22 protein-coding genes and 1 pseudogene are annotated in these 21,004 nt (G+C 60.7%); 13 read left to right on the top strand and 10 right to left on the bottom strand.

The window, feature by feature from the left end:
* The first annotated feature begins 9 nt into the window (after nucleotides 1-9).
* Nucleotides 10-234 (top strand): XRE family transcriptional regulator, encoded by a 225-nt coding sequence (locus HKK53_RS28385; RefSeq protein ID WP_169373502.1) that lies wholly within the window; start codon nucleotides 10-12, stop codon nucleotides 232-234.
* A 50-nt stretch (nucleotides 235-284) separates the two neighbouring features.
* Here HKK53_RS28385 and HKK53_RS28380 read toward each other — a convergent pair whose 3' ends face one another.
* Nucleotides 285-1,334: an MBL fold metallo-hydrolase gene (locus tag HKK53_RS28380; RefSeq protein ID WP_169373501.1), complete on the bottom strand. Its 1,050-nt coding sequence runs from the start codon at nucleotides 1,332-1,334 to the stop codon at nucleotides 285-287.
* Nucleotides 1,335-1,548: 214 nt separating this feature from the next.
* Here HKK53_RS28380 and HKK53_RS28375 point away from each other — a divergent pair, with 214 nt between their 5' ends.
* The 3 genes from HKK53_RS28375 to HKK53_RS28365 all read left to right on the top strand — a co-directional run bounded on the left by HKK53_RS28375 (nucleotide 1,549) and on the right by HKK53_RS28365 (nucleotide 3,971).
* On the top strand, nucleotides 1,549-2,157 hold the full coding sequence (locus HKK53_RS28375; protein ID WP_169373500.1) for a TetR/AcrR family transcriptional regulator: 609 nt from the start codon (nucleotides 1,549-1,551) through the stop codon (nucleotides 2,155-2,157).
* A 157-nt stretch (nucleotides 2,158-2,314) separates the two neighbouring features.
* Entirely contained in the window at nucleotides 2,315-3,397 is a 1,083-nt protein-coding gene (locus tag HKK53_RS28370) for a diguanylate cyclase (RefSeq protein ID WP_169373499.1), read from the top strand.
* Nucleotides 3,398-3,431: 34 nt separating this feature from the next.
* Nucleotides 3,432-3,971 carry a DUF1003 domain-containing protein gene (locus tag HKK53_RS28365; RefSeq protein ID WP_169373498.1) on the top strand — a complete coding sequence of 180 codons (540 nt, stop codon included), beginning with the start codon at nucleotides 3,432-3,434 and terminating at the stop codon, nucleotides 3,969-3,971.
* A 148-nt stretch (nucleotides 3,972-4,119) separates the two neighbouring features.
* Here HKK53_RS28365 and HKK53_RS28360 read toward each other — a convergent pair whose 3' ends face one another.
* Nucleotides 4,120-4,284: a hypothetical protein gene (locus tag HKK53_RS28360; RefSeq protein WP_169373497.1), complete on the bottom strand. Its 165-nt coding sequence runs from the start codon at nucleotides 4,282-4,284 to the stop codon at nucleotides 4,120-4,122.
* Between the two features lie 160 nt (nucleotides 4,285-4,444).
* On the opposite strand from HKK53_RS28360, the pseudogene HKK53_RS28355 reads away from it, so the two are divergent.
* Nucleotides 4,445-4,693, top strand: a pseudogene (locus HKK53_RS28355) (hypothetical protein); the annotation flags it as partial.
* A gap of 147 nt (nucleotides 4,694-4,840) precedes the next feature.
* Here HKK53_RS28355 and HKK53_RS28350 read toward each other — a convergent pair.
* Nucleotides 4,841-5,167 (bottom strand): DUF2025 family protein, encoded by a 327-nt coding sequence (locus tag HKK53_RS28350; protein ID WP_169373496.1) that lies wholly within the window; start codon nucleotides 5,165-5,167, stop codon nucleotides 4,841-4,843.
* Nucleotides 5,168-5,402: 235 nt separating this feature from the next.
* Here HKK53_RS28350 and HKK53_RS28345 point away from each other — a divergent pair, with 235 nt between their 5' ends.
* From HKK53_RS28345 to HKK53_RS28335, 3 genes are all read left to right on the top strand, one after another.
* Nucleotides 5,403-6,530, top strand: coding sequence for a glycerophosphodiester phosphodiesterase (locus HKK53_RS28345; RefSeq protein WP_169373495.1), 1,128 nt, complete (start codon nucleotides 5,403-5,405; stop codon nucleotides 6,528-6,530).
* A 112-nt stretch (nucleotides 6,531-6,642) separates the two neighbouring features.
* On the top strand, nucleotides 6,643-6,948 hold the full coding sequence (locus HKK53_RS28340) for a PepSY domain-containing protein (protein ID WP_169373494.1): 306 nt from the start codon (nucleotides 6,643-6,645) through the stop codon (nucleotides 6,946-6,948).
* A 115-nt stretch (nucleotides 6,949-7,063) separates the two neighbouring features.
* Nucleotides 7,064-8,242, top strand: a complete 1,179-nt coding sequence (locus HKK53_RS28335) for a GAF domain-containing sensor histidine kinase (RefSeq protein ID WP_169374305.1) — start codon at nucleotides 7,064-7,066, stop codon at nucleotides 8,240-8,242.
* Here HKK53_RS28335 and HKK53_RS28330 read toward each other — a convergent pair.
* A complete protein-coding gene (locus HKK53_RS28330) occupies nucleotides 8,239-8,676 on the bottom strand; it encodes a hypothetical protein (RefSeq protein ID WP_169373493.1) in 438 nt (145 codons plus the stop codon). The genes HKK53_RS28335 and HKK53_RS28330 overlap by 4 nt on opposite strands.
* 111 nt (nucleotides 8,677-8,787) lie before the next feature.
* Nucleotides 8,788-10,410: a methyl-accepting chemotaxis protein gene (locus tag HKK53_RS28325; RefSeq protein ID WP_169373492.1), complete on the bottom strand. Its 1,623-nt coding sequence runs from the start codon at nucleotides 10,408-10,410 to the stop codon at nucleotides 8,788-8,790.
* A 523-nt stretch (nucleotides 10,411-10,933) separates the two neighbouring features.
* Here HKK53_RS28325 and HKK53_RS28315 point away from each other — a divergent pair.
* Both HKK53_RS28315 and HKK53_RS28310 read left to right on the top strand, forming a co-directional pair.
* Nucleotides 10,934-11,956 carry a transporter gene (locus HKK53_RS28315; RefSeq protein ID WP_133838012.1) on the top strand — a complete coding sequence of 341 codons (1,023 nt, stop codon included), beginning with the start codon at nucleotides 10,934-10,936 and terminating at the stop codon, nucleotides 11,954-11,956.
* Between the two features lie 216 nt (nucleotides 11,957-12,172).
* Nucleotides 12,173-13,792 carry an inorganic phosphate transporter gene (locus tag HKK53_RS28310; protein WP_169373491.1) on the top strand — a complete coding sequence of 540 codons (1,620 nt, stop codon included), beginning with the start codon at nucleotides 12,173-12,175 and terminating at the stop codon, nucleotides 13,790-13,792.
* 78 nt (nucleotides 13,793-13,870) lie between these two features.
* Here the strand turns inward: HKK53_RS28310 and HKK53_RS28305 are convergent, their stop codons facing one another.
* Nucleotides 13,871-14,767 (bottom strand): LysR family transcriptional regulator, encoded by an 897-nt coding sequence (locus tag HKK53_RS28305; protein WP_169373490.1) that lies wholly within the window; start codon nucleotides 14,765-14,767, stop codon nucleotides 13,871-13,873.
* 117 nt (nucleotides 14,768-14,884) lie between these two features.
* Between HKK53_RS28305 and HKK53_RS28300 the strand changes: the two genes are divergently transcribed.
* Nucleotides 14,885-15,643: an SDR family NAD(P)-dependent oxidoreductase gene (locus HKK53_RS28300; protein ID WP_169373489.1), complete on the top strand. Its 759-nt coding sequence runs from the start codon at nucleotides 14,885-14,887 to the stop codon at nucleotides 15,641-15,643.
* A gap of 45 nt (nucleotides 15,644-15,688) precedes the next feature.
* Here the strand turns inward: HKK53_RS28300 and HKK53_RS28295 are convergent, their stop codons facing one another.
* Complete coding sequence (locus HKK53_RS28295; protein WP_169373488.1) at nucleotides 15,689-16,543, bottom strand: NmrA family NAD(P)-binding protein; 855 nt, start codon at nucleotides 16,541-16,543, stop codon at nucleotides 15,689-15,691.
* A gap of 114 nt (nucleotides 16,544-16,657) precedes the next feature.
* On the opposite strand from HKK53_RS28295, the gene HKK53_RS28290 reads away from it, so the two are divergent.
* Nucleotides 16,658-17,584: a LysR family transcriptional regulator gene (locus HKK53_RS28290; protein WP_169373487.1), complete on the top strand. Its 927-nt coding sequence runs from the start codon at nucleotides 16,658-16,660 to the stop codon at nucleotides 17,582-17,584.
* A 156-nt stretch (nucleotides 17,585-17,740) separates the two neighbouring features.
* Here the strand turns inward: HKK53_RS28290 and HKK53_RS28285 are convergent, their stop codons facing one another.
* Nucleotides 17,741-18,178, bottom strand: coding sequence for a multidrug/biocide efflux PACE transporter (locus HKK53_RS28285; RefSeq protein WP_169373486.1), 438 nt, complete (start codon nucleotides 18,176-18,178; stop codon nucleotides 17,741-17,743).
* Between the two features lie 88 nt (nucleotides 18,179-18,266).
* Between HKK53_RS28285 and HKK53_RS28280 the strand changes: the two genes are divergently transcribed.
* Nucleotides 18,267-19,121, top strand: a complete 855-nt coding sequence (locus tag HKK53_RS28280) for a LysR family transcriptional regulator (RefSeq protein WP_169373485.1) — start codon at nucleotides 18,267-18,269, stop codon at nucleotides 19,119-19,121.
* 144 nt (nucleotides 19,122-19,265) lie between these two features.
* On the opposite strand, the gene HKK53_RS28275 is transcribed toward HKK53_RS28280, so the two are convergent.
* Together HKK53_RS28275 and HKK53_RS28270 are read right to left on the bottom strand one after the other, a co-directional pair.
* Nucleotides 19,266-20,501, bottom strand: a complete 1,236-nt coding sequence (locus tag HKK53_RS28275; protein ID WP_169373484.1) for an RNA polymerase sigma factor — start codon at nucleotides 20,499-20,501, stop codon at nucleotides 19,266-19,268.
* Nucleotides 20,501-20,992, bottom strand: coding sequence for an SRPBCC family protein (locus tag HKK53_RS28270; RefSeq protein WP_149657815.1), 492 nt, complete (start codon nucleotides 20,990-20,992; stop codon nucleotides 20,501-20,503). Before HKK53_RS28270 ends, HKK53_RS28275 begins: the two co-directional genes overlap by 1 nt.
* Nucleotides 20,993-21,004: the final 12 nt, after the last annotated feature.

Below are 21,004 nucleotides of genomic sequence, written 5' to 3'. Positions count from 1 at the left end.
TGTCAGCAGATGAGTGATATCGATGCAGGTGTCGCGCGGGGCAAAGCCGAATACGTCATGAGGATCGGCATGCTCCTCGATAACGGTGATCTGAGTAAGACCGAGGCGGCGCAAAAACTCGGATTGTCCGAGGAAGAGCTGGATGAAATGCTTCAAGGACGACTGGACGATTTGACCGTGACGAAGATCCTGGACCATCTGGACCTTCTGAAGGGTGAAACGCAGCGCTTGTAGAGGTAGATCCCGGGCCACTCCCATGGCGGAGGGCCCGCAAGGGCAACGCTCTACGCCGTTACCTGATCGCTTACGTCTTCCACGCCTGACCACCACGCGTTGCCACGTTGCGGATACATCACGTTGAACGCCTCGCCCATTTGCGGCGTACTGATCGACACATTCCGCTCCCAGGCCAGCGCCAGGATGCGATCGAAGGGTTCGTACCAGGCGTGCATCGACAGGTCGAAGGTGCCGTTGTGAATCGGCAGCAGCCAGCGCCCTTTGAGGTCGATGTGGGCTTGCAGGGTTTGTTCGGGTTGCATGTGCACGTGTGGCCATTCGACGTTGTAGGCACCGGTTTCCATCAGCGTCAGGTCGAACGGGCCGTACTGTTCGCCGATGCGTTTGAAGCCGTCGAAGTAGCCGGTATCGCCACTGAAGAAGATGCGGGTGTTGCCATCGATCATCACCCACGAGGCCCACAGCGTACTGTTGCCATCGAACAGGCCGCGGCCGGAAAAATGCTGCGACGGTGTAGCGACGAATTGAATGCCATCGACTTCGGTGCCCTGCCACCAATCCAGTTGGCGGACTTTGCTGGCGTCGATGCCCCACTTGATCAGGGTATCGCCGACGCCCAACGGCGTGAGGAAATACTTAGTTTTGTCCGCCAGTTTAAGCACCGCGTTGTAGTCGAGGTGGTCATAGTGGTCGTGGGACAGGATCACCGCTTCAATTGGCGGCAATTCTTCCAGGCTGATCGGCGGCTGGTGGAAACGCTTGGGTCCGGCCCATTGCACCGGGGAGGCACGCTCGGCGAACACCGGGTCGGTGATCCAGAATTTGTCCCGCAACTTGAGCAGTACGGTGGAGTGGCCGAGGCGGTAGACGCTGTGATTAGGTGCAGCGATCAACGCGGCCTGGGTCAACGTTTGCACCGGGATGGCAGCGCTTGGGCGGGTGCTGCGCGGTTTGTGGAAGATCATGTTCCACATGATGCGCAGCATTTTGCGAAAGCCTTCGCGCTGGACCGGTTGGTGATTGTGGAAGTGCCCTTCTACCTGACGGGAAGCTTCAGGCTGGGTGGCTTTGTTCATTGGGGAAGTCGTAATGGCCATGACTGAATGACTCCAGAAAAACCGCGCAACTCACGGTTTTCCGCTTTGGGACGATAAATGGCCAAGGCACGCACGCATCAGCCGGAGATCTATTGTTCACGGTGCAGGATTAACCAAGCATTACACTGCACAGTGTAGTTTCTAGGTTGCATCAATCCCGGCGACAAGTAAACTGCTGAGTGTAATTCCAACTTTTCCCTGCCGAAGCGTACTTATGACAGCTCCACAGCGCCTGACCGACCGAAAACGCGAAGCCATCATCCAGGCGGCGATTACCGAATTCCGTAGCAACGGTTTCGAGATCACCAGCATGGACAAGATCGCCGCCACGGCGGGCGTGTCGAAGCGCACGGTGTACAACCACTTCCCGAGCAAAGAAGAGCTGTTCGCCGAAATTCTCAACCAGTTGTGGGCGCGGGTGACGGAAGAACAGGACACCTCGTACCGCCCTGAGCTGCCCCTGCGCGATCAGCTTCGTCAGCTCCTGCTGGCGAAAATGCAGATGATGGGCGATAACAACTTTCTCGACCTCGCGCGGGTGGCCATTGCCGCGACCATTCATTCGCCCGAACGTGCGCAAAACATGATCACCCGCATGGGCGAACGCGAAGAGGGTCTGACCCTGTGGATTCGGGCGGCCCAGGCCGATGGCCGACTGAAACCGGTCGCCCCGGAGTTTGCCGCGCAGCAGGTCCAGGGCTTGCTCAAGTCCTTCGGGTTCTGGCCGCAGATTTCCATGGGCCAGACCGGCCTTTCGCCCGAGGTACAAAGCACGGTCGTCGAATCCGCCATGGACATGTTCCTGGCCTGTTATCAGCTCTAGATCAAGTCCCGCCGTACCTGCGCCCGCGTTAAATGGCTCCCAAGGACACTGATTATTCCCGTTGGAATAAATGACAATGTCTGCCGCTTTACCGATGAACGGTAACTCTGAATAAAACACCGCAATGTGTTTCAGAATGAATCTGGCGCAGGGAATTATGGAAAACCAACGCGGCAAGGGCCTTTCGTTCGCCCGACGCATTTACATGCCCAGAACGGTCGGTCTGGGCATTGGCTGTATTTGTGTGACCGCCGCGCTATATCCCTTGAACATGCCGGGCTGGGTCTGGGTGCTGATGCTGCTCAATGGCTTCGTCTGGCCCCATCTCGCTTACCAGATGGCCACCCGCTCGCCGTTTCCTTATCAGGCTGAACGCCGCAATATCATTGGCGATTCGTTGTGCGGCGGTTTCTGGGCGGCCGCCGCTCAGTTCAACCCGATCGTGACCGTGACCATTCTGTCGATGATGACGATGAACAACGTCGCAGCCGGTGGCCCGAGGCTGTTCCTCTACGGCGCCCTGGCGCAAATGGTCGGCGTCATCATTGCCTGGCTCGTGTTCGGCATCGGCTTTACCCCGACGGCCACGCCGATCCAAGTGTGGGCCTGCCTGCCATCGCTGACCCTTTACCCCTTGGCGGTGGGCATGGTGTGTTATCGACTGGCGTTCAAACTCGCCGAACACAAGCGCACCTTGAGCGCCTTGAGCCGCACGGACAGTTTGACCGGCCTGCTCAACCACGGCGCCTGGAAGGACCTGCTGCACGTCAAGTTCCAGCAGTGCCTGCAGAATCAGGGTGCGTCGGTGATTGCCCTGATCGACATCGATCACTTCAAGGCGATCAACGACACCTACGGGCATATCGTCGGCGATACGGTGCTGCGGCAATTGAGCGTGGAACTCAAGCGCACCCTGCGTGAAAGCGATCTGGCCGGCCGCTATGGCGGTGACGAGTTCTGCGTGATCCTGCCGAACATGTCGTTGCAGCAAGCCAGGGAAGCAATGGAACGTTTGCGCGAAGTGCTCAACGAATATCGCCACCCGCACGTGCCCGAACTGCGCATCAAGCTGAGCATCGGCCTGGCCGCGTACCAAACGCCTTTCGCCGACGCGATTACCTGGCTCAACGACGCCGACAAAGCCCTTTACACCGCGAAAAACACCGGTCGCAACAAGATCAGTATGGCGTCGAGCCATTCAACATTGATTCAGACAACCGACGCCTGCGCAGGACTATAGTGACCCCAAGTCCCGATTCCCTGCCGAGCGCACCATGAATTCAACCAAGCCCGACACCAAGCCCGCCGCCCCTGTCGATCACCTGCGCTTCCATCGCCCTCACGCTCACCTGGCGCCGACCTTCGGCAACGACAAATTCGCCCTGCGCGCCGAGGCGTTTGCGCGGTTCTTCGGCACCCCGACGTTTCTTGGTGCGCAAACCCTGATCGTGGTGCTGTGGGTCTGCCTGAATCTGTTCGGCGTGGCGCACTTTGACCTGTACCCGTTCATCCTGCTCAACCTGGCCTTCAGCCTGCAATCGGCTTACGCCGCGCCACTGATCCTGCTGGCCCAGACCCGTCAGGCCGCGCGGGACAAAGCCCAGTCCGACGCCGACGCGCAACACCGCGAAGCCCTGGCCGTCGCCAACAGCGAGCGCCAGGCCCAGGCCGCGCAGAACACTGCGCAGTTGCTGGAACTGCTGGAACAGAACACCCGCCTCACCGAAATGACCAAGGCCCTGACCGAACGGATCGAAAACCTGACGTCGGAAATGCATCAGCATTTTGTGCGCAAGGATGAGCCGAACCTCTGATCAGCGAACGACCACCTTATCCGCCGGCACCTGGGGCAGTGTGACGACTCGCTGCTGCCAGCGCTTTTTATAGCTTTTGGTCCATGTCTGATGGTTACCGTCCAATACGATCTCGATCCCCCCCCCTCTGGCAAATGGAAAACACCCGTTAAACACCGTCCGCCCGGCCGCCGTCCTCGATAATGGCTTGGGCAAGTTGAGCTTGCGTGTCACTTCCCAAAAAGTGCCCGCCACAGGTGAACGGCTGGGACATGGCTTGTCCCGAAGCACCCAAAACACACAAGGCCAACAGCCGTTGAGCCGCTTTTTTCATCCTTACCCTTCCTTGGATCAGCGATTGAATCGAATGTCATAGCGCTAAAGTTATAGGTCGAGACGAGCCTGAATAATCAGAAAAAACGACAGTAGCCATAGGACGAATACCCAGTTTTCGAAGGCGTTTTTCCGGGTGCCGCGGAAACGGCGCGGGCAATGAAACGTCCGAGGTTCACGAAGGCTATCGCTGCCGCTACGGTGTGAATCCGCAGTTCGAACAGGCGCTGTTGAACGGGCAACTCAACGCCGTCGGTCACGATTCGAATGGCGATTTGCGGGCGGTGGAGCTGCAAGGTCATCCGTTCTTCGTCGCTACTTTGTTCCAACCGGAACGTGCCGCGCTCAAAGGTACGTTGCCGCCGCTGGTGGGCGCCCTGATCGACGCCTGCGCGAAGCAGAAATCATGATCGCCAAGACTCCATCACCGCCTTACTACGCGGTGATCTTTACCTCCCTGCGCAGTCGAGCGGGCCTATCGGTTTGAAAAATCGGTTTAACAGCGCTGAAGATCGGCAGTTCCTGCAGGAGCTGCCGAAGGCTGCGATCTTTTGACCTTAACCCTGCACCAAACTGCGCACCGCCGAAATCTCCGGCACTTCCAGTCGATGCATATACACCCGCAACGGCTCGGTAACGTTGATCCGGTCATCGATGTTCTGATCCAGCAACAACTGAATCAACTCGCGCTTAAGCGTCATCGCCTGCTCGGGGCCCGGCGCCCAGACGAATTCGCTGGTGGGGATGATGCCGTCATCCGCCACGTCCATGCCGAAGGAGTCTTCGCTGAAACGCACGATGTACTGGCCGGTCTTGCGATTGAGGCCGACGAAGCCTTTGAGTTGGTCGGCGGCCTGGCAGATGAGCTGGGAAGTGATGCGCATATAAACCTCACAAAAGGTCGCAAAGGGACCGGTGATCGATGGTTTACACGCAAGGCTGGGGAACGGCTTTCCCTCTGCCGGGGAAACTGCCGGGGCCAAGAGTACTGCAAAGAACCGCACAAAAGCGCTGAAAAAAATCGCTTTAAACACGTTTATGTCGGTCTGGCGATAGCGCTCGCGGCGCTCAGTTGTTAAAAGGTACGTCTTTGAAAACCTCTGCGAAAGGACCTCGACCATGCCTGCTACCTTCACCAAGAGCGCCTTGGTACTGAGCCTGTTGCTCGGCCTCGGCCAGGCACAGGCCGCCACCCAGCCCAGCCCCACTGCACGGGCGACCACGCTGGGCATTCCGCATCCGGCCGTGATTGCCCACCGTGGCGCGTCCTTCGATGCCCCGGAATCCACCGCCGCTTCCTACAGACTGGCCCGCGACCTGGGCGCCGATTACCTGGAAATGGACCTGCAGCGCAGCAAGGACGGCGTGCTGTTCGCCCTGCACGACAACAACTTGCAGCGCACCACCGACGTCGCCACCAAGTTCCCCGAGCGCAAGGACGCCCCGGCCAACCAGTTCACCATCGCCGAACTGAAAACCCTCGACGCCGGCAGCTGGTTCAACGCCGCTTACCCGGATCGTGCGCGTCCTTCTTACGTCGGCCTGAAAATCCTGACCCTCGATGAAATCATCGACATCGCCCAGGGCAACCCACTGCACAAGCCCGGCCTGTACATCGAAACCAAAGAGCCGAAGCAATTCCCCGGCATCGAGCGCGACCTCAAGGAGAAACTCCAGGATCGCGGCTGGCTGAGCCCGGTCGGTTCGAAACTGGCGAAGAGCGCGATTGCGGTCGGCCAAGGCAAAGGCAAAGTCGTGCTGCAAACCTTCGAGAAGAGCAGCCTCGAACTGCTGCAAGCAGAAATGCCGAACGTGCCGAAGATCCTGCTGTTGTGGGTCGGTGACGGCAGCATCGAGCCGAAATCCAAAGTGACCTTCGCCGAGTCCGGTGACAAGGACAAAGCCACTTACTACGCCAAGCAAGAACCGAAAAGCAAAGCCGAATTCCAGCAATGGGTCGAGTACGCCAAGGCCCAGGGCGCAATCGGCACCGGTCCTTCGGCGGCGCTGACCAAGGGCGGCGATCAGAGCTATTCGGACCTGGTCAAGCCATGGATGAACCAGTTCACCCACGATCAGGGCCTGCTGGTGCACGTCTACACCATCGACGATGCCGTGGATTATCAGAAGGTGATGGACGCCGGTGTCGACGGCATCTTCACCAACCGCGCCAGCGAACTGCTGAAGTTCTACAAACGCCCGGCGGCAGGCACCGTGGCGCAATTGCTGCAGAACAACGGTTACTGATCGACGTCTGACGCGAGACGGCGTCGACTTCTTCGCGAGCAATTAAGGGTGAATTAAGTTGCGCCGCTTAACCTGAGCCCACTTAAACAGATCACCCCAAGGAAAGACTCTTATGAAAACCCTGACTGCCCTGTTCACCGCCGCTGCCCTGACCCTTACTGCCGGCATCGCCCAGGCTGACATTCGTGTCGACCAGATCCCTGAGCTGGTCAAAAGCGGCAAAATCAAGCCACTGGAAGAAATGAACCAGGCTGCGCTGAAGCTGCATCCGGGCGCGACCATCACCGACACCGATCTGGACAACCACTTCAACGGCTATGAATACGAAGTCGAATTGCGCACCGCCGAAGGCGTTGAATGGGACGTGGATTTCGATGCCACCACCGGCAAAGTCCTGAGCAACAAGCAAGACACATAATCCCCCGCAATACGAAATCCAAATAACGCACGATCTTCGGGTCGTGCGTTTTTTTATGCCTGCGCGCGCCAGGGTCGCTAGAATCCCACACGGGTTCACGCAGAGATCAATGAAGATGGAGCAAACAGCGGCAGCAGACATCGCCACCATCGGCCGCATCAGCGCCGTGCCGGCGATTCTTCAGGTGATCCGGGAAATGACCGGCCTGCGCTTTGCCGCCGTGGCCCGTGTCACCGAGGATTCCTGGACGGCCTGCGCCGTGCTCGATCAACTGGACTTTGGCCTCAAGGTCGGCGGCGAACTGGACGTGGTCTCCACCCTGTGCCATGAAATCCGCGAGGCCCACATGTCGGTGGTGATCGACAAGGCCAGTGAAGACCCGCTGTACCGCGATCACCACACCCCGCGCCTGTACCAATTCGAAAGCTATATTTCGGTCCCGGTGTTTCGCACCGACGGACGTTTCTTCGGCACCATCTGCGCCCTCGACCCCAACCCGGCCGAGCTCAAGAGCAGCGCGATCCAGACCACCATGGAGTCGTTCGCCAGGGTGCTGTCACTGCAGATCGAAGCCGAAGAAAACCTGCAACAGACCGAAGCGGACCTGCAACAGGAACGGCAAACCGCCGAACTGCGCGAACAGTTCATCGCCGTGCTCGGCCATGACCTGCGCAACCCGCTGTTCGCGATCAGCGCCGCCGCCGAAATGCTTCAGCGCAAATTCGCCAATCCGGGCAGCGACAAACTGGTGCAGCACATCCTCACCAGCGCCCGGCGCGCCGCGCAACTGGTGGACGACGTGCTGGACTTCGCCCGTGGACGTCTGGGCAACGGCATCCCGCTCGACATCGCCACTTGCCCGGACCTGGGCGATGCCTTGCAGCATGTGATTTCAGAGATACAGGGCGTGCACCCGCAACGGGTCATCCGCGCCTCGATCGGCGACTTGCAAGGCGTTCATTGCGATCGCGAGCGCGTCGCGCAATTGCTCTCCAACCTGCTGGCCAATGCCATTGCCCACGGCGATGTCCGAGGTGACATCGAAGTCATCGCGCAGGTGGATCAGGGCGCCTTGATGCTGGCGGTGAAAAATCCGGGGACAATCCCCGAAGCCGTGCTGCCCCAGCTGTTCCAGCCCTACTCGCGACCGACCCGCGACACGCCCCAGGCCGGCCTCGGACTGGGCCTCTACATTGCCAGCCAGATTGCCCAGTCCCATGGCGGCCAACTGCACGTGGCGTCCACCGTGCAGAACGGCACGCTGTTTACCTTCCGCCTGCCGGCAACCCGTTAAGCCGACGTACTAACCATCGACCCCGACGTGCTGCTGCCCTCCTGCTGCAACGCCTGCAACAACGCCGCTGTGGCGGTTTGCAACGAGCCCGAGGTCGTCGCGATCTGTGATTGCGCGGCGGCGACATCGGCGGCTTTGGCATCGGCGCTTTCCTGCCTGGCCTGAGCCGCTTGCAGTTGCTGCTGTTGTTCCTGCAATTGCTTTTGCAACTCGGCGATCTGCTTGCGCAACTCTTTCACCGTGTCGGATTCCGTGCTGCTGCTCGAATTTCCCCCACCGGCCGCTGGCGCCGCACCTCCGGCGGAAGCCTTGGTGGTATCGCTGGAAGTCGCTGCGGTCGCTGACGTAGCGTCGTCGGTGCTGTCGCTGATCGCGGTTTTGCTGGTCGGTGTGGAAAGGGTCTGGTTGATCGAAACCGAGGTGATGCTGACCATGGGACTTGTCCTATGTGGGTTCAGGTTAACCCCATCATCGACATCCGCTGGCCGCACTTGAGATCGACTGTGTACCGGTTTGGTAAGCGAACCGGTACACAGTCTCTTTGCTTAAGCGCTGAGGCGCGCCGTGACTTCATTCAACTGCCCCGACAAGCCGTGCAGGTTGTGGCTGGCGGCTTCGGTGCGTTGCACGTTGTCCAGGTTGGTGCTGGCAATCGTGGTGATTTCGGTGAGGTTGCGCGAAATGTCTTCGGCCACCGACGTCTGTTCTTCGGCGGCGGTGGCGATCTGGCGGTTCATGTCGCGGATGGCTTCCACGGCATGGGTGATGCGCTCCAGCATGGCGCCGGCCTCGGTCACTTGCGCGACACTTTCTTCGCTGCGGGACTGGCCGCTTTCAATGGCTTGGGCAGCATCTACGGCACCGGTTTGCACAGTCTGGATGATCTGGTTGATCTCGATGATCGACGCCGCCGTGCGCTGGGCCAGGCTGCGCACTTCGTCGGCCACCACCGCAAAACCGCGTCCGGCTTCACCGGCACGGGCCGCTTCGATGGCGGCGTTGAGCGCCAGCAGATTGGTCTGCTCGGCGATGCCGCGAATCACTTCCAGCACTTTGCCGATACGGCCGCTGTCGGTTTCCAGACGACGGATGACCGTGGCCGTATTGGCGATTTCGCCGCGCATCTGGGTGATGGTGTGGATGGTGCCCTGCATGACCTTTTCGCCTTGCTGGGCGGACTGGTCGGCATCGTCGGCGGCACGGGCGGCGTCGGCAGCGTGACGCGCCACTTCCTGGGCGGTGGCGGACATTTCATTCATCGCCGTCGCTACCTGATCAGTGCGGTTGAATTGCTCGTTGGTACCGCTGGCCATGAGGCCGGCAATGGCGTTCAACTCGCCGCTGGCGCTGTCCAGATCCTTGGCGCTGCGCTGCAAGCGGTTGAAGGTTTCGGCGAGGAAGTCGCGCAAGGTGTTGGCGGCCATGGCCAGTTTGCCCAGTTCGTCTTCACGGCTGCTGGCCACGCGCTCGGCGAACTTGCCCTGGCTCAGTTGCGCCACGTAGTCGATCAGTTTGCGGATCGGGTCCACCAGGTTGCGGTTGATCAGCCACAGGCTCAACAGGCCGATCAACAGGCCCGAGGCGAGCATCACGATAATCCCGAGCATGACCGTGCGCTCGGCACCGGCACTGATCAGCGCCGATTGCTCGGTGCCCTGCTTGCGCAATTCGCCGACCAGTTCGCTCATCTGATCGCTGGTGGCGCGGTCCACGCCTTTGACCGCAGTGTCGCCGGCGGTTGGATCGGCACCGGCGGCGACGTAGGCATCGCGACCTTTCTGGTAAGCGCTGCCCAACTGGCGATGCTCGTCACGCAGGCGTTCGATGCGGGTCTTGAGCTGGCCGTCCAGGCCTTTCTGGCTCGCCAGTTCGCCGAGGATGCCCTGCACGTCGCGCTGGCGGTCTTCGAATTGCTTCCAGTATTTGTCCAGGTCGGCCGGCTGCTTGCCCCGCAGCAGGACATTTTTCCACTCCTGAACCTGCACCTTGAATTGCAGGTTGGCTTCATCGATCAGTTGCGAGGTGTGCAGCGGTCCGTCGATCAGGTTGGCGTAACTTTGCACGCCACTGGACAGGAAGTGAAAGCAAGCCAAAGCGATCAGCAACATCGCCAACAGGCTGCCACCGAGCAATGCGAGAATTTGGGCTCTCAGGGATTTTTGCAGCATCGAGTGATACTCATGACAGGAATGAGGCACGCCTGATTGGGCGTGAAAGACGTCCAAACTTCCCTGTCTGCGATCCCGGCGCGTGGCCGAAGCCGCGCAACCTAACACCTGCGTCATCGGCGTGCCAGAGCGGTTCTTGAATCAATTCCGACCGCTGGTTGCGCACACGTTTGCGCGCCACACACCTGTCACAAAACCGTCAAGAAGCCTTGCGATGATGCCCGGTAGCAACTGCCGTAGCTCCCGTGGCTCCCGTGGCTCCCGTAGCTCCCGTAGCTCCCGTGGCTCCCGTAGCTCCCGTAGCAGCTGTCGAGCGGAGCGAGGCAGCGTTCGGCGGCGAAGCCGTCGTGAAATCAGGCACCGGGGTGTTTCAGGAAAACCGCGAGCTCAGGTTTGACGACGACTTCGTCGCCGAACGCTGCCTCGCTCCGCTTGACAGCTGCTACGTTGCTACGTTGCTACGTTGCTGCGTTGCTACGTTTCCACGTTGCTACGGCCGAATGCCCCTCCCCAGCGAGACCTCATGAACCACAGCATCGATCACACTCACCGCGACACTGACTTGTTCGGCTTGCTGTACGGCTTCCGTTTTCGTCCGGGGGAGCGTGGCCGGGAGATCGATTCGGCCGAGGCGCTGCGCTGTTTGCAACAGTCTGAAGACAGCGACGAATTCCTCTGGCTGCACCTGAACCTGGCCCACGCCGCGTGCGAGCGCTGGATGAAAAGTCATCTGGAATTGCCCGAGGAGTTTTTCGAGGCGCTGCACGAGGGCTCGCGCTCGACCCGCATCGAACATGTCGATTCGGCGTTGTTGGCGGTGGTCAACGATGTGGTGTTCAACCTCAGCAGCATGGTGTCTTCGGATGTGTCGACGCTGTGGGTCTGTGCCCGCAGCAAGCTGATCATCAGCGCGCGCCTGCAACCGCTGCACTCGGTGGACAAGTTGCGCTCCTCGGTGAAGGCCGGGGAATGCTTTCGCTCGCCACTGGAATTGCTCGTGCACTTGCTGCGCGATCAGGGCGAAGTGCTGACGCAGATCGTGCGCAAGACCAGCCAAAGTGTCGATCAGATCGAAGATGAATTGCTGTCCTCGCGGCTGTCGACCAACCGTGCCGAACTGGGCGCCAATCGTCGGGTGCTGGTGCGCCTGCAAAGGCTGCTGGCGCTGGAGCCGGGGTCGTTGCTGCGTTTGCTCAATCGGCCACCGCAATGGTTGCAGAAGGAAGACGTGAAGGAGCTGCGCAAATCCACCGAGGAGTTTGCGTTGATCATCAACGACCTCACGGCCCTCGGTGAACGGATCAAGCTGTTGCAGGAAGAAATCGCCGCCAACCTCAACGAACAGAGCAACCGCACGCTGTTTACCCTGACGGTGGTCACGGTGCTGGCGTTGCCGATCAACATCATTGCCGGTTTTTTCGGGATGAATGTGGGTGGCGTGCCGCTCTCCGGCGACCCGGAAGGTTTCTGGATTCTGGTGGCGCTGGTGGCGACCTTTACCTTGATCGCCGGGCGTTGGGCGTTTCGTAAGCGCCAGGATTATTAACGCACCCCAGTGATCGTTCCCACGCTCCGCGTGGGAATGCAGCCAGGGACGCTCCGCGTCCCAAAGCGGACGCAGAGCGTCCGGGGAGGCATTCTCACGCGGAGCGTGGGAACGATCAGTAGGTAAAAACCCCCAAACACTGACCCACCGCAGTCTCTCTGTCACATTTTGAAACGATCATGGGCGACACTCCTTCCCTCATCAGGATTGTCCGTGATGGCTACTCCTTCCTATACCACTGCCCAGGCGCCCGCCAGCGCCAGCAGCGCCAGACCGCAGCTTGATAAAAAACCCGGCCTGTTCACCCTCGTCATTTTCTTCGGCGTATTGGCCAGTGGTTTGTTGTTCACCGCTTACAGCCTGATGCACGACATGCACGAACTCGGCACGGTGGTGACCACCTGGACGCCGTTTCTGCTGCTCGGCGTGGCGCTGCTGATCGCCCTCGGTTTTGAATTCGTCAACGGCTTCCACGACACCGCCAACGCCGTGGCCACGGTGATTTACACCAACTCGCTGCCGCCGAACTTCGCGGTGGCCTGGTCCGGTTTTTTCAACTTCCTCGGGGTGTTGCTGTCGAGCGGCGCGGTGGCGTTCGGCATCATCGCGTTGCTGCCGGTGGAACTGATTCTGCAAGTCGGCTCCTCCGCCGGTTTCGCCATGATCTTCGCCCTGTTGATCGCCGCGATCCTGTGGAACCTCGGCACCTGGTGGCTCGGCTTGCCGGCCTCGTCGTCGCACACACTGATCGGTTCGATCATCGGCGTCGGCGTGGCCAATGCCCTGATGCACGGCCGTGATGGCACCAGCGGCGTGGATTGGGCGCAGGCGACCAAGATCGGTTATGCATTGCTGCTATCGCCGCTGGTGGGCTTCGGTTGTGCCGCGCTGTTGCTGCTGGCCCTGCGTGCCTTCGTCAAGAATCGCGCGCTGTACAAGGCTCCGGAAGGCGACGCGCCGCCACCGTGGTGGATTCGCGGTCTGTTGATCCTGACCTGCACCGGCGTGTCCTTCGCCCACGGTTCCAACGACGGCCAGAAAGGCATGGGCTTGATCATGTTGATCCTGGTCGGCACCCTGCCGATGGCGTATGCACTGAACCGCACCATGCCCGCCGATCAGGCGCTGCAGTTCGCCGCCGTGGCTGAAGTCACCCAGCAAGCACTGGTGAAAACCACGCCGCTGCCAGCACCTGGCAACCCGCGTGCGGTGCTGTCCGATTACGTGCGCAGCAAAGAAGCCACGCCGCAACTGATCCCTGCCCTCGCTGCGCTGGCCGGCAATATCGGCAACGAAGTGAAGGGTTATGGCTCGCTGTCGAAAGTCCCGGCCGAGGCCGTGGGTAACGTGCGTAACGACATGTACCTGACCAGCGAAACCATTCGCCTGATGGACAAGAACAAGGTCGGCAATTTCGACGCCGACACCAGCGGCAAGCTGCAACTGTTCAAGCAGCAGATCGACAACTCCACACGCTTCATTCCGCTGTGGGTGAAGATCGCGGTGGCCATCGCCCTGGGCTTGGGCACCATGGTTGGCTGGAAGCGCATCGTGGTGACGGTCGGTGAAAAAATCGGCAAGACCCACCTGACGTATGCCCAGGGCGCATCCGCCGAAACCGTGGCGATGCTGACCATCGGCGCCGCCGACATGTTCGGTCTGCCGGTATCGACCACCCACGTGTTGTCCTCGGGGGTGGCCGGGAGCATGGTCGCCAATGGCGGCGGTTTGCAGATGAAGACCATCCGCAACCTGCTGATGGCCTGGGTGCTGACCTTGCCGGCGGCGATCCTGTTGTCGGGCAGTTTGTACTGGTTGTTCACCAAGATTTTCTGACCCGCCCCTGTAGGAGCAAGGCATGCCCGCGATAGCGATTTCAAGAACGCCATCGCGGGCAAGCCTTGCTCCTACAGATCAGAGGCTGGTCTGGATGATTTGTGCCAGCCACTCCATGAACGCCCGCACCCGCAACGGTAAATGCCGTTGCCGTGCATACAGCAGCGACACTTCCATCGACGGTGCGTTGAACTGCGGCAGGACCGCCACCAATTCACCGCTGAGCAAGTACGGCTGCATGCCCGTCCGTGGCGCCTGGATCAAGCCGAACCCACCCAGGCACGCCGACTCATAGCCATCGGTGTTGTTCACCGTAATGCTGCCGGCCATCGCCACGCGCTGCAGCTTGCCCTCCTCTTCGTACAAAAACCCTTCCGACCGCGAACCCAACACACCGACGTAATGCACCAGTCGATGCTCTGCCAAATCGTCAAGACTTCGCGGCACGCCATAGCGTTGCAGGTAAGCAGGGCTGGCGCAGTTGACCATGGCAAAGTCGCACACATGGCGGGCGACCACCGATTGATCCGGCTGCGCACCGACCCGCAACACACAATCAAAGCCTTCGCTGAGCAAATCGACCCGGCGATCGGTGCTGCTGATTTCCAGCTCCAGAAGCGGATGCCGAGCCATGAATTCCGGCAGGCGCGGCATGACCAGGCGCCGCGCCAGAATGCTCGGCATGTCGATGCGAATCCGCCCGGCCAGCGAGGCTTCGTCCTGTTTGAACAGGCCTTCGATTTCATCCATGTGCGACAGCAAATCCTTGCTGCGCTCGTACAACGCCAGGCCGTCCTGCGTTGCCTGAACCTTGCGCGTGGTGCGTTGCAGCAGCCGCGTGCCCAGCAGGGTTTCCAGCGCCTGGATATGCTCCGAGACCGTGGACCGGGGCAAGCCCAGGCTTTCGCCGGCAAGGGTGAAACTCGACATCTCGCTGACGCGGACGAAGGTGCGCAGCAGTTCCAGCTTATTCATGGGCCGACCTTTATTGTTCGGATTAACCGATCAGTGATTCCGATTTACCCCTATTTATCACTGCCAACCGGATAAATAAACTTCCTCACATCGCTCACCCACGCTTGAGGAAATCCCATGAACCGTAAAATCGCATTGATCACTGGCGCCAGCCGCGGCCTGGGCAAAAGCACCGCGCTGCACCTCGCTACCCAAGGCATCGACATCATCGGCACCTACAACAGCCGCGCCGATGAAGCCCAGGCCCTGGTCGCGGAAATCGAAAACCTCGGTGGCCGCGCCGCCATGCTGCAACTCGATGTTGGCCAGAGTGATCGTTTCGGCGCCTTCAGCAGCGAAGTCGCGAATGTGTTGAAGAACCACTTTGATCGCCAGCACTTCGATTTCCTGGTGAACAACGCCGGGATTGGTGTGCACGCCAGCTTCGTCGACACCACCGTCGAGCAGTTCGACCTGCTGGTGAATATCCATTTCAAAGGCCCGTTTTTCCTCACGCAGAACTTGTTGCCGCTGATGAACGACGGCGGGCGCATCGTCAATATTTCCAGCGGTCTGGCCCGTTTCAGCTTGCCGGGTTACGCCGCTTATGCGGCGATGAAAGGCGCGATGGAAGTGTTGACCCGGTATCAGGCCAAGGAACTTGGCGAGCGCGGGATTGCGGTAAATATCCTGGCGCCGGGGGCCATCGAGACTGATTTCGGCGGCGGCACGGTGCGCGATAATGGCGCGGTGAACCAGATGGTCGCGAGCAATACGGCGCTGGGTCGCGCCGGTCAGCCGGATGACATTGGTGCGGCGATTGCGCTGTTGTTGTCGCCGGGCGGCCAGTGGATCAACGGCCAGCGCATCGAGGCGTCGGGCGGGATGTTTTTGTAAGCAACATCGCGATGGAGCGGGCTGACGATCAGCCCGCTTATCGCATTACTGGCGGGCCAACAGTTGCGCGAGAACCGTCAACAACTCGACCCGGCCCTTGCGCGGTTCACCTTCAAACTCGATCCAGCCTTCGTTGAAGCCGTCGATCATTTGCATCCGTGGCAACGGGTGGTTCATCCCCTGACTTTCAAACAATCCCTGCCAGGTCTCCCGTGGCACGACGTGCATACGCACCGGTTTGCCCAGCAGTTCGCTGAACCCGGCGCCCAGTTGCAACGGCGTGATCCGTTGCGGGCCTTCCAGTTCGACGACGCGTTGACCGTGCCAATCCTCCAGCAAAAGCTCAGCGGCGACGCGACCGACGTCGGCGGTGGCGATCATCGGCACGGGCTTATCCAACGGTTGCAGGAAGCTTGGAATCCCGCCTGAGCCGACCGCGTGCTCGACATCCCATAAAGCGTTTTCCATGAACCAGGCGGGTCGTAACAGGGTGACGGGCAATGCAAGCTTGTTAAGCGCCAACTCCAGCAAACGTAATTGATTAAGCAGGTTCGGCTGAGAAGCCTGAGCGCCGATGGTCGACAGCCCCACGACTTTGCCGGGCCGTGCAGCTTCCAGCGCCGAGCGAATGTTCTCCACCACGTGCCGGGTTTCCGGGAAACCTGGGGACGGGTCAAAATTCGACGGCATCATCACGAACACGCCTTTTACACCGGTAAACGCCCCAATCAGGGCGTTACGGTCATCGACATCCGCCACCACCGATTCACACCCCTGCCGGACCCACACCGCGCCTTTATCAATACTGCGCACTACCGCGCGTACCGGATGCCCGGCGGCCAGCAACGTCCGGGCGACCGCGCCGCCCACTTTCCCGGTAATGCCCATGACTGCGTACATCAGCTGTTCTCCTGCGCGATGGCGACGGTTGTCGCGATGGACGCAATTATTGGGTGCAGGGCGAACATTCTCCGATAGCATGAATGTCATTGGACAAATGATCTGGAGTCATCAATGAGTTTTGATGCGAGCCTTGCCAGCGGCATGGGCGTGTTCAGCGCGGTGGTCGATGGCGGCAGTTTCGTGCGGGCGGCCGAGGCGCTGGAACTGACGCCGTCGGGTGTCAGCCGCGCCATCGCCCGATTGGAAAAACGCCTGGGCATTCGCCTGTTTGATCGCACCACGCGTACGGTCACGCTGACCGATGAAGGTCGGCGCTTCCATGGTGAAATCGCGCCGTTGCTGGCCAGTCTGGAAGAAGCAGCCAACTCGGCCTCGACCAGCGCCACCCAGGTGCGCGGACGGCTGCGGGTGAACATGGACCCGTATTTTTCGCGGCTGATCCTCGGGCCGAAGCTGGGGCAGTTCATGGCGCGCTATCCCGAGCTGTACCTGGAGTTGCAAACCCGCGATCAGCTCGGGGACATGGTGGCGGAAGGATTTGATCTGGCGGTGCGTTTCGGCCATCCGCAGTCGTCATCGCTGGTGGCGCGCAAGTTGTTGGAGGTGCGGGTGCTGACGCTGGCGTCGCCGGCGTACTTGAAGCGCCACGGACGACCGTTGGCGCCATTGGATATGGAAGACGAGCGACACACGTGCGTGCAGTTTCGCGATCCGCAAACGGCGCGCCCATTTGGCTGGGAATTTCATCGCCCGGGGCGCGCGGTGCTGCATGTGCAGCCGCATTGTCGGTTGTTGGTCAATGATGTGGGGACGTTGCACAGCGTGTGCGAAAGTGGCGAGGCGATTGCCCAAGTGCTGGATTTGGGGATTGCTCCGGCGTTGGCGGAAGGTAGGTTGGTGGAGTTGTTCCCCGATTGGCCGGATGAGCGGTTTCCGTTGTATGCGTTGTACCCGTCGCGGCATTTGCCGGCGGCGAAGGTGCGGGCGTTTTTGGGGTTTGTGAGTGAGTTGTGTAACGGAGCGACAAGCCCCTTGTAGCAGCTGTCGAGCACCGCGAGGCAGCGTTCGGCGGCGAAGCCGTCGCAAACCCTGCGTACGCGGTCTGCCAGACATACCGCATAGCCTGATTTCACGACGGCTGCGCCGCCGAACGCTGCCTCGCGGGGCTCGACAGCTGCTACCAAGCCGTGATCGTTAGCCCTGGCAAGAAGAGCGCAAGACCAACCGCTCCCGCACCACGTCATACCCCCAGTGGTAAACATAGGTGTAGGGCAGGAAGAACAGCAGCACACCGATGTCCAGCAGGAACGCCTGCCACAGGCTGACGCTCAGCCACCAGGCAATCAGCGGCACGCCCATCACGATCAAGCCGCCCTCGAACAACAGCGCATGCACCACCCGCACCCAGGCGTTGCGCACGATTTCATAGCGCTTGAGCAAGCGGTCAAAAAACCCGTTGAACACCACGTTCCAGCCCAGGGCCAGGGCGGCGATGGCCACGGTGGCGACGCCCATTTCCAGCATCGGTTTATCCATGATCCAAGCCAGCAACGGGGTGCAGATCAACACGGCCAACAGTTCGAAACCGACGGCCTGGAAAATACGTTCAGTAATGGATTTGTTGGCGTTCATGGCCAGACTCCTGAGTGACTGTGGTTGCCATGATCTGTCAGCACACCGATACTTAATAATCAATAACCATCGATCAAGGCGATAGTTCATGGCCTCTCACGAAGTGTTGCTGGCGTTTGTCCAAGCCGCGACCCAAGGTTCGTTTTCTGCGGCGGCACGCAAACTCGGGCGCAGTCAGTCGACCATCAGCGCGGCGGTGGCGAGCCTGGAAATCGACCTCAACCTGACCCTGTTCGACCGCAGCAGCCGCAAACCGAGCCTGACCCCGGCCGGGCACGTGATGCTGCAACGGGCCGAGGACATCCTCGCCGCCACCAGTCGTTTGGAAATGACCGCCAGCCAATTGTCCCAAGGGGTCGAGGCGAAGTTGACGGTGGCGATTTCCGACACCTATCAATCCGACCGTTTCGAAGCGGCGCTCAGTGCCTTCGAGCAGCGTTATCCGGACCTGGAGCTGGAATGCCTGATCGCCGAATGCGATGACCTGGTGGCGTTGGTGCAACGCGGGCGAGCGCATGTTGCCTTCGCCGAAATGCAGGACAGTTATCCGCCGGACCTGGTCAGTTCGACCGTCGATGAGCGCACGGACATTGCACTGTTCGTCTCTCATACGCACCCGTTGGCAACGCAGAGCGGGATCGATCAGGAAGTGTTGCAGCAGCATCGTGAGTTGCGCCTGGCGACTATCGTCAATCCGTATGAAAGCCGGGCGAAGGGCCGGGTGTGGTCGGCGCCGAGTTACCTGATGCTGCTGGAAATGGCCCAGGGCGGGTTCGGCTGGGCGCCGCTGCCGCGCTGGCTGGTGGGACGGTTTGGCGCGGGGTCATTGGTGGAATTGGAGGTGCGCGGCTGGCCGAAACCGGTGTATGTCGATGCGCTGTGGTCACGGCTGCACCCGCCGGGGCCGGCGGGGAGTTGGTTATTGAGCAAAATGCTGGAATAAAACGCACACCCCTCGTAGCAGCTGTCGAGCACCGCGAGGCAGCGTTCGGCGGCGAAGCCGTCGTGAAATCAGACAACGCGGTGTTTCAGGTAAACCTCGCGTGTAGGGTTTGATCGGTCCCACGCTCCGCGTGGGAACGATCGGTCATTTCAATTCTTGCAGGCGCCCCTCGATAAACCGCCGCTCCGGCTCCTGCTGCGTCAACTCAAGCGCTCGCCGATACGCCGCCCGCGCCTTTTCCACCCGCCCCAACTGCCGACAAAACTGCCCCCGCGCCGAATGCGCCAGGTGGTAATCCAGCAACTCCCCGCGCGCCAAAATCTCTTCCACCACCGTCAACCCCGCCAACGGCCCATCGCGCATGGCCAGCGCCACCGCACGGTTCAGTTCGATCACCGGCGATGGCACCGCCCGCAGCAGCAAGTCATACAGGCCGACAATCTGCGGCCAATCCGTCTGCCCCGCCGTCACGGCCTCGGCGTGCACCGCCGCGATCGCCGCTTGCAGGCAGTAAGGCCCGAAGCGTCGCAGGGTCAGCGCGCGCTCCACCAGCGCGCAGCCTTCGGCAATCATCCCGGCGTCCCACAATGAGCGGTCCTGTTCATCCAGCAGGATCAACTCGCCGGTGTCCGAAGTCCGGGCCGGGCGCCGCGACTCGTGCAACAACATCAGCGCCAGCAATCCCATCACCTCAGGTTCCGGCAACAACTCCATCAACAAGCGCCCGAGGCGAATCGCTTCACGGGTCAGGTCTTCGCGGGTCAGTTCGGCGCCGACAGAGGCCGAGTACCCCTCGTTGAACACCAGGTAAATCACCCGTAATACGCTGTCGAGGCGTTCGGGCAATTCGCCCAGCGATGGCACTTGATAAGGGATTTTCGCGTCACGGATTTTCGCTTTGGCCCGCACAATGCGCTGGGCGATGGTGGCCGGCGCCGAGAGAAAGGCGCGGGCGATTTCTTCCGTGGTCAGGTCGCAGACTTCCCGCAGGGTCAGTGGCACCTGGGCATCCGCCGCAAGCGCCGGGTGACAGCAGGTGAAGATCAGGCGCAGGCGATCGTCTTCCACGTCTTCGTCACTCCAGTCGGCCTGCTCCAGCTCTTCCAGTTGAGCAATCAGCAACGGCTGCGACGCCTTGAAACGCCCGCGTCGGCGCAACACATCAATCGCTTTGAAGCGCCCGGTGGACACCAGCCAGGTGCGCGGATTGTCCGGCACACCGTCCCGCTGCCAACGCTCGACCGCGACGAAGAACGCCTCGTGCAAGGCCTCCTCGGCGAGGTCGAAATCGCCAAGCAAACGGATCAGCGTCGCGAGAATCCGCCGCGAGTCTTCGCGGTAAACCTGCTCGACCCTGGCCTTGACCGACTCGCCGGACATCAGTCCGGCATGCCTTCGGTCACCAATGTCACCAAGCGGTCGAGGCTCTGCCCCCAACCGTCATGAAAACCCATGGCTTCATGCGCCTGGCGATCCTCTTCGCTCCAGTGCATGGCGCGGGCGGTGTAGAGGGTTTTGCCGTCCCGGTCTTCGAGGGTCACTTCGGCGCTCATGAACGGTTTGCCTGACGGAATCCAGCCAGGAATAAACGCGTCGGTAAACACCAGCCGCTCCGGTGCGACGATCTCCAGGAACACACCCATGGTCGGGTACTCGCTGCCGTCCGGGGCGCGCATCAGGGTGCGAAACTGGCCGCCGACCCACAGGTCCATTTCGCACTCCGGTGTGGTCATGCCGTGGGGCCCCCACCACTGCACGAGCAAGGCCGGCTCGGTCCAGGCGCGGAAAATCTTACGGCGCGGCGCGTCGATCAAGCGGCTGATGGACAGTTCGAATTCGGCAGGCTGTTTTTTAAAGGGTTGCGGGCTCATGCAGCTCTCCTG

The sequence above is a fragment of the Pseudomonas sp. ADAK7 genome (assembly GCF_012935675.1).
In the GTDB taxonomy this organism is placed as follows: domain Bacteria; phylum Pseudomonadota; class Gammaproteobacteria; order Pseudomonadales; family Pseudomonadaceae; genus Aquipseudomonas.
This window is presented reverse-complemented; position numbering and strand designations above follow the sequence as displayed.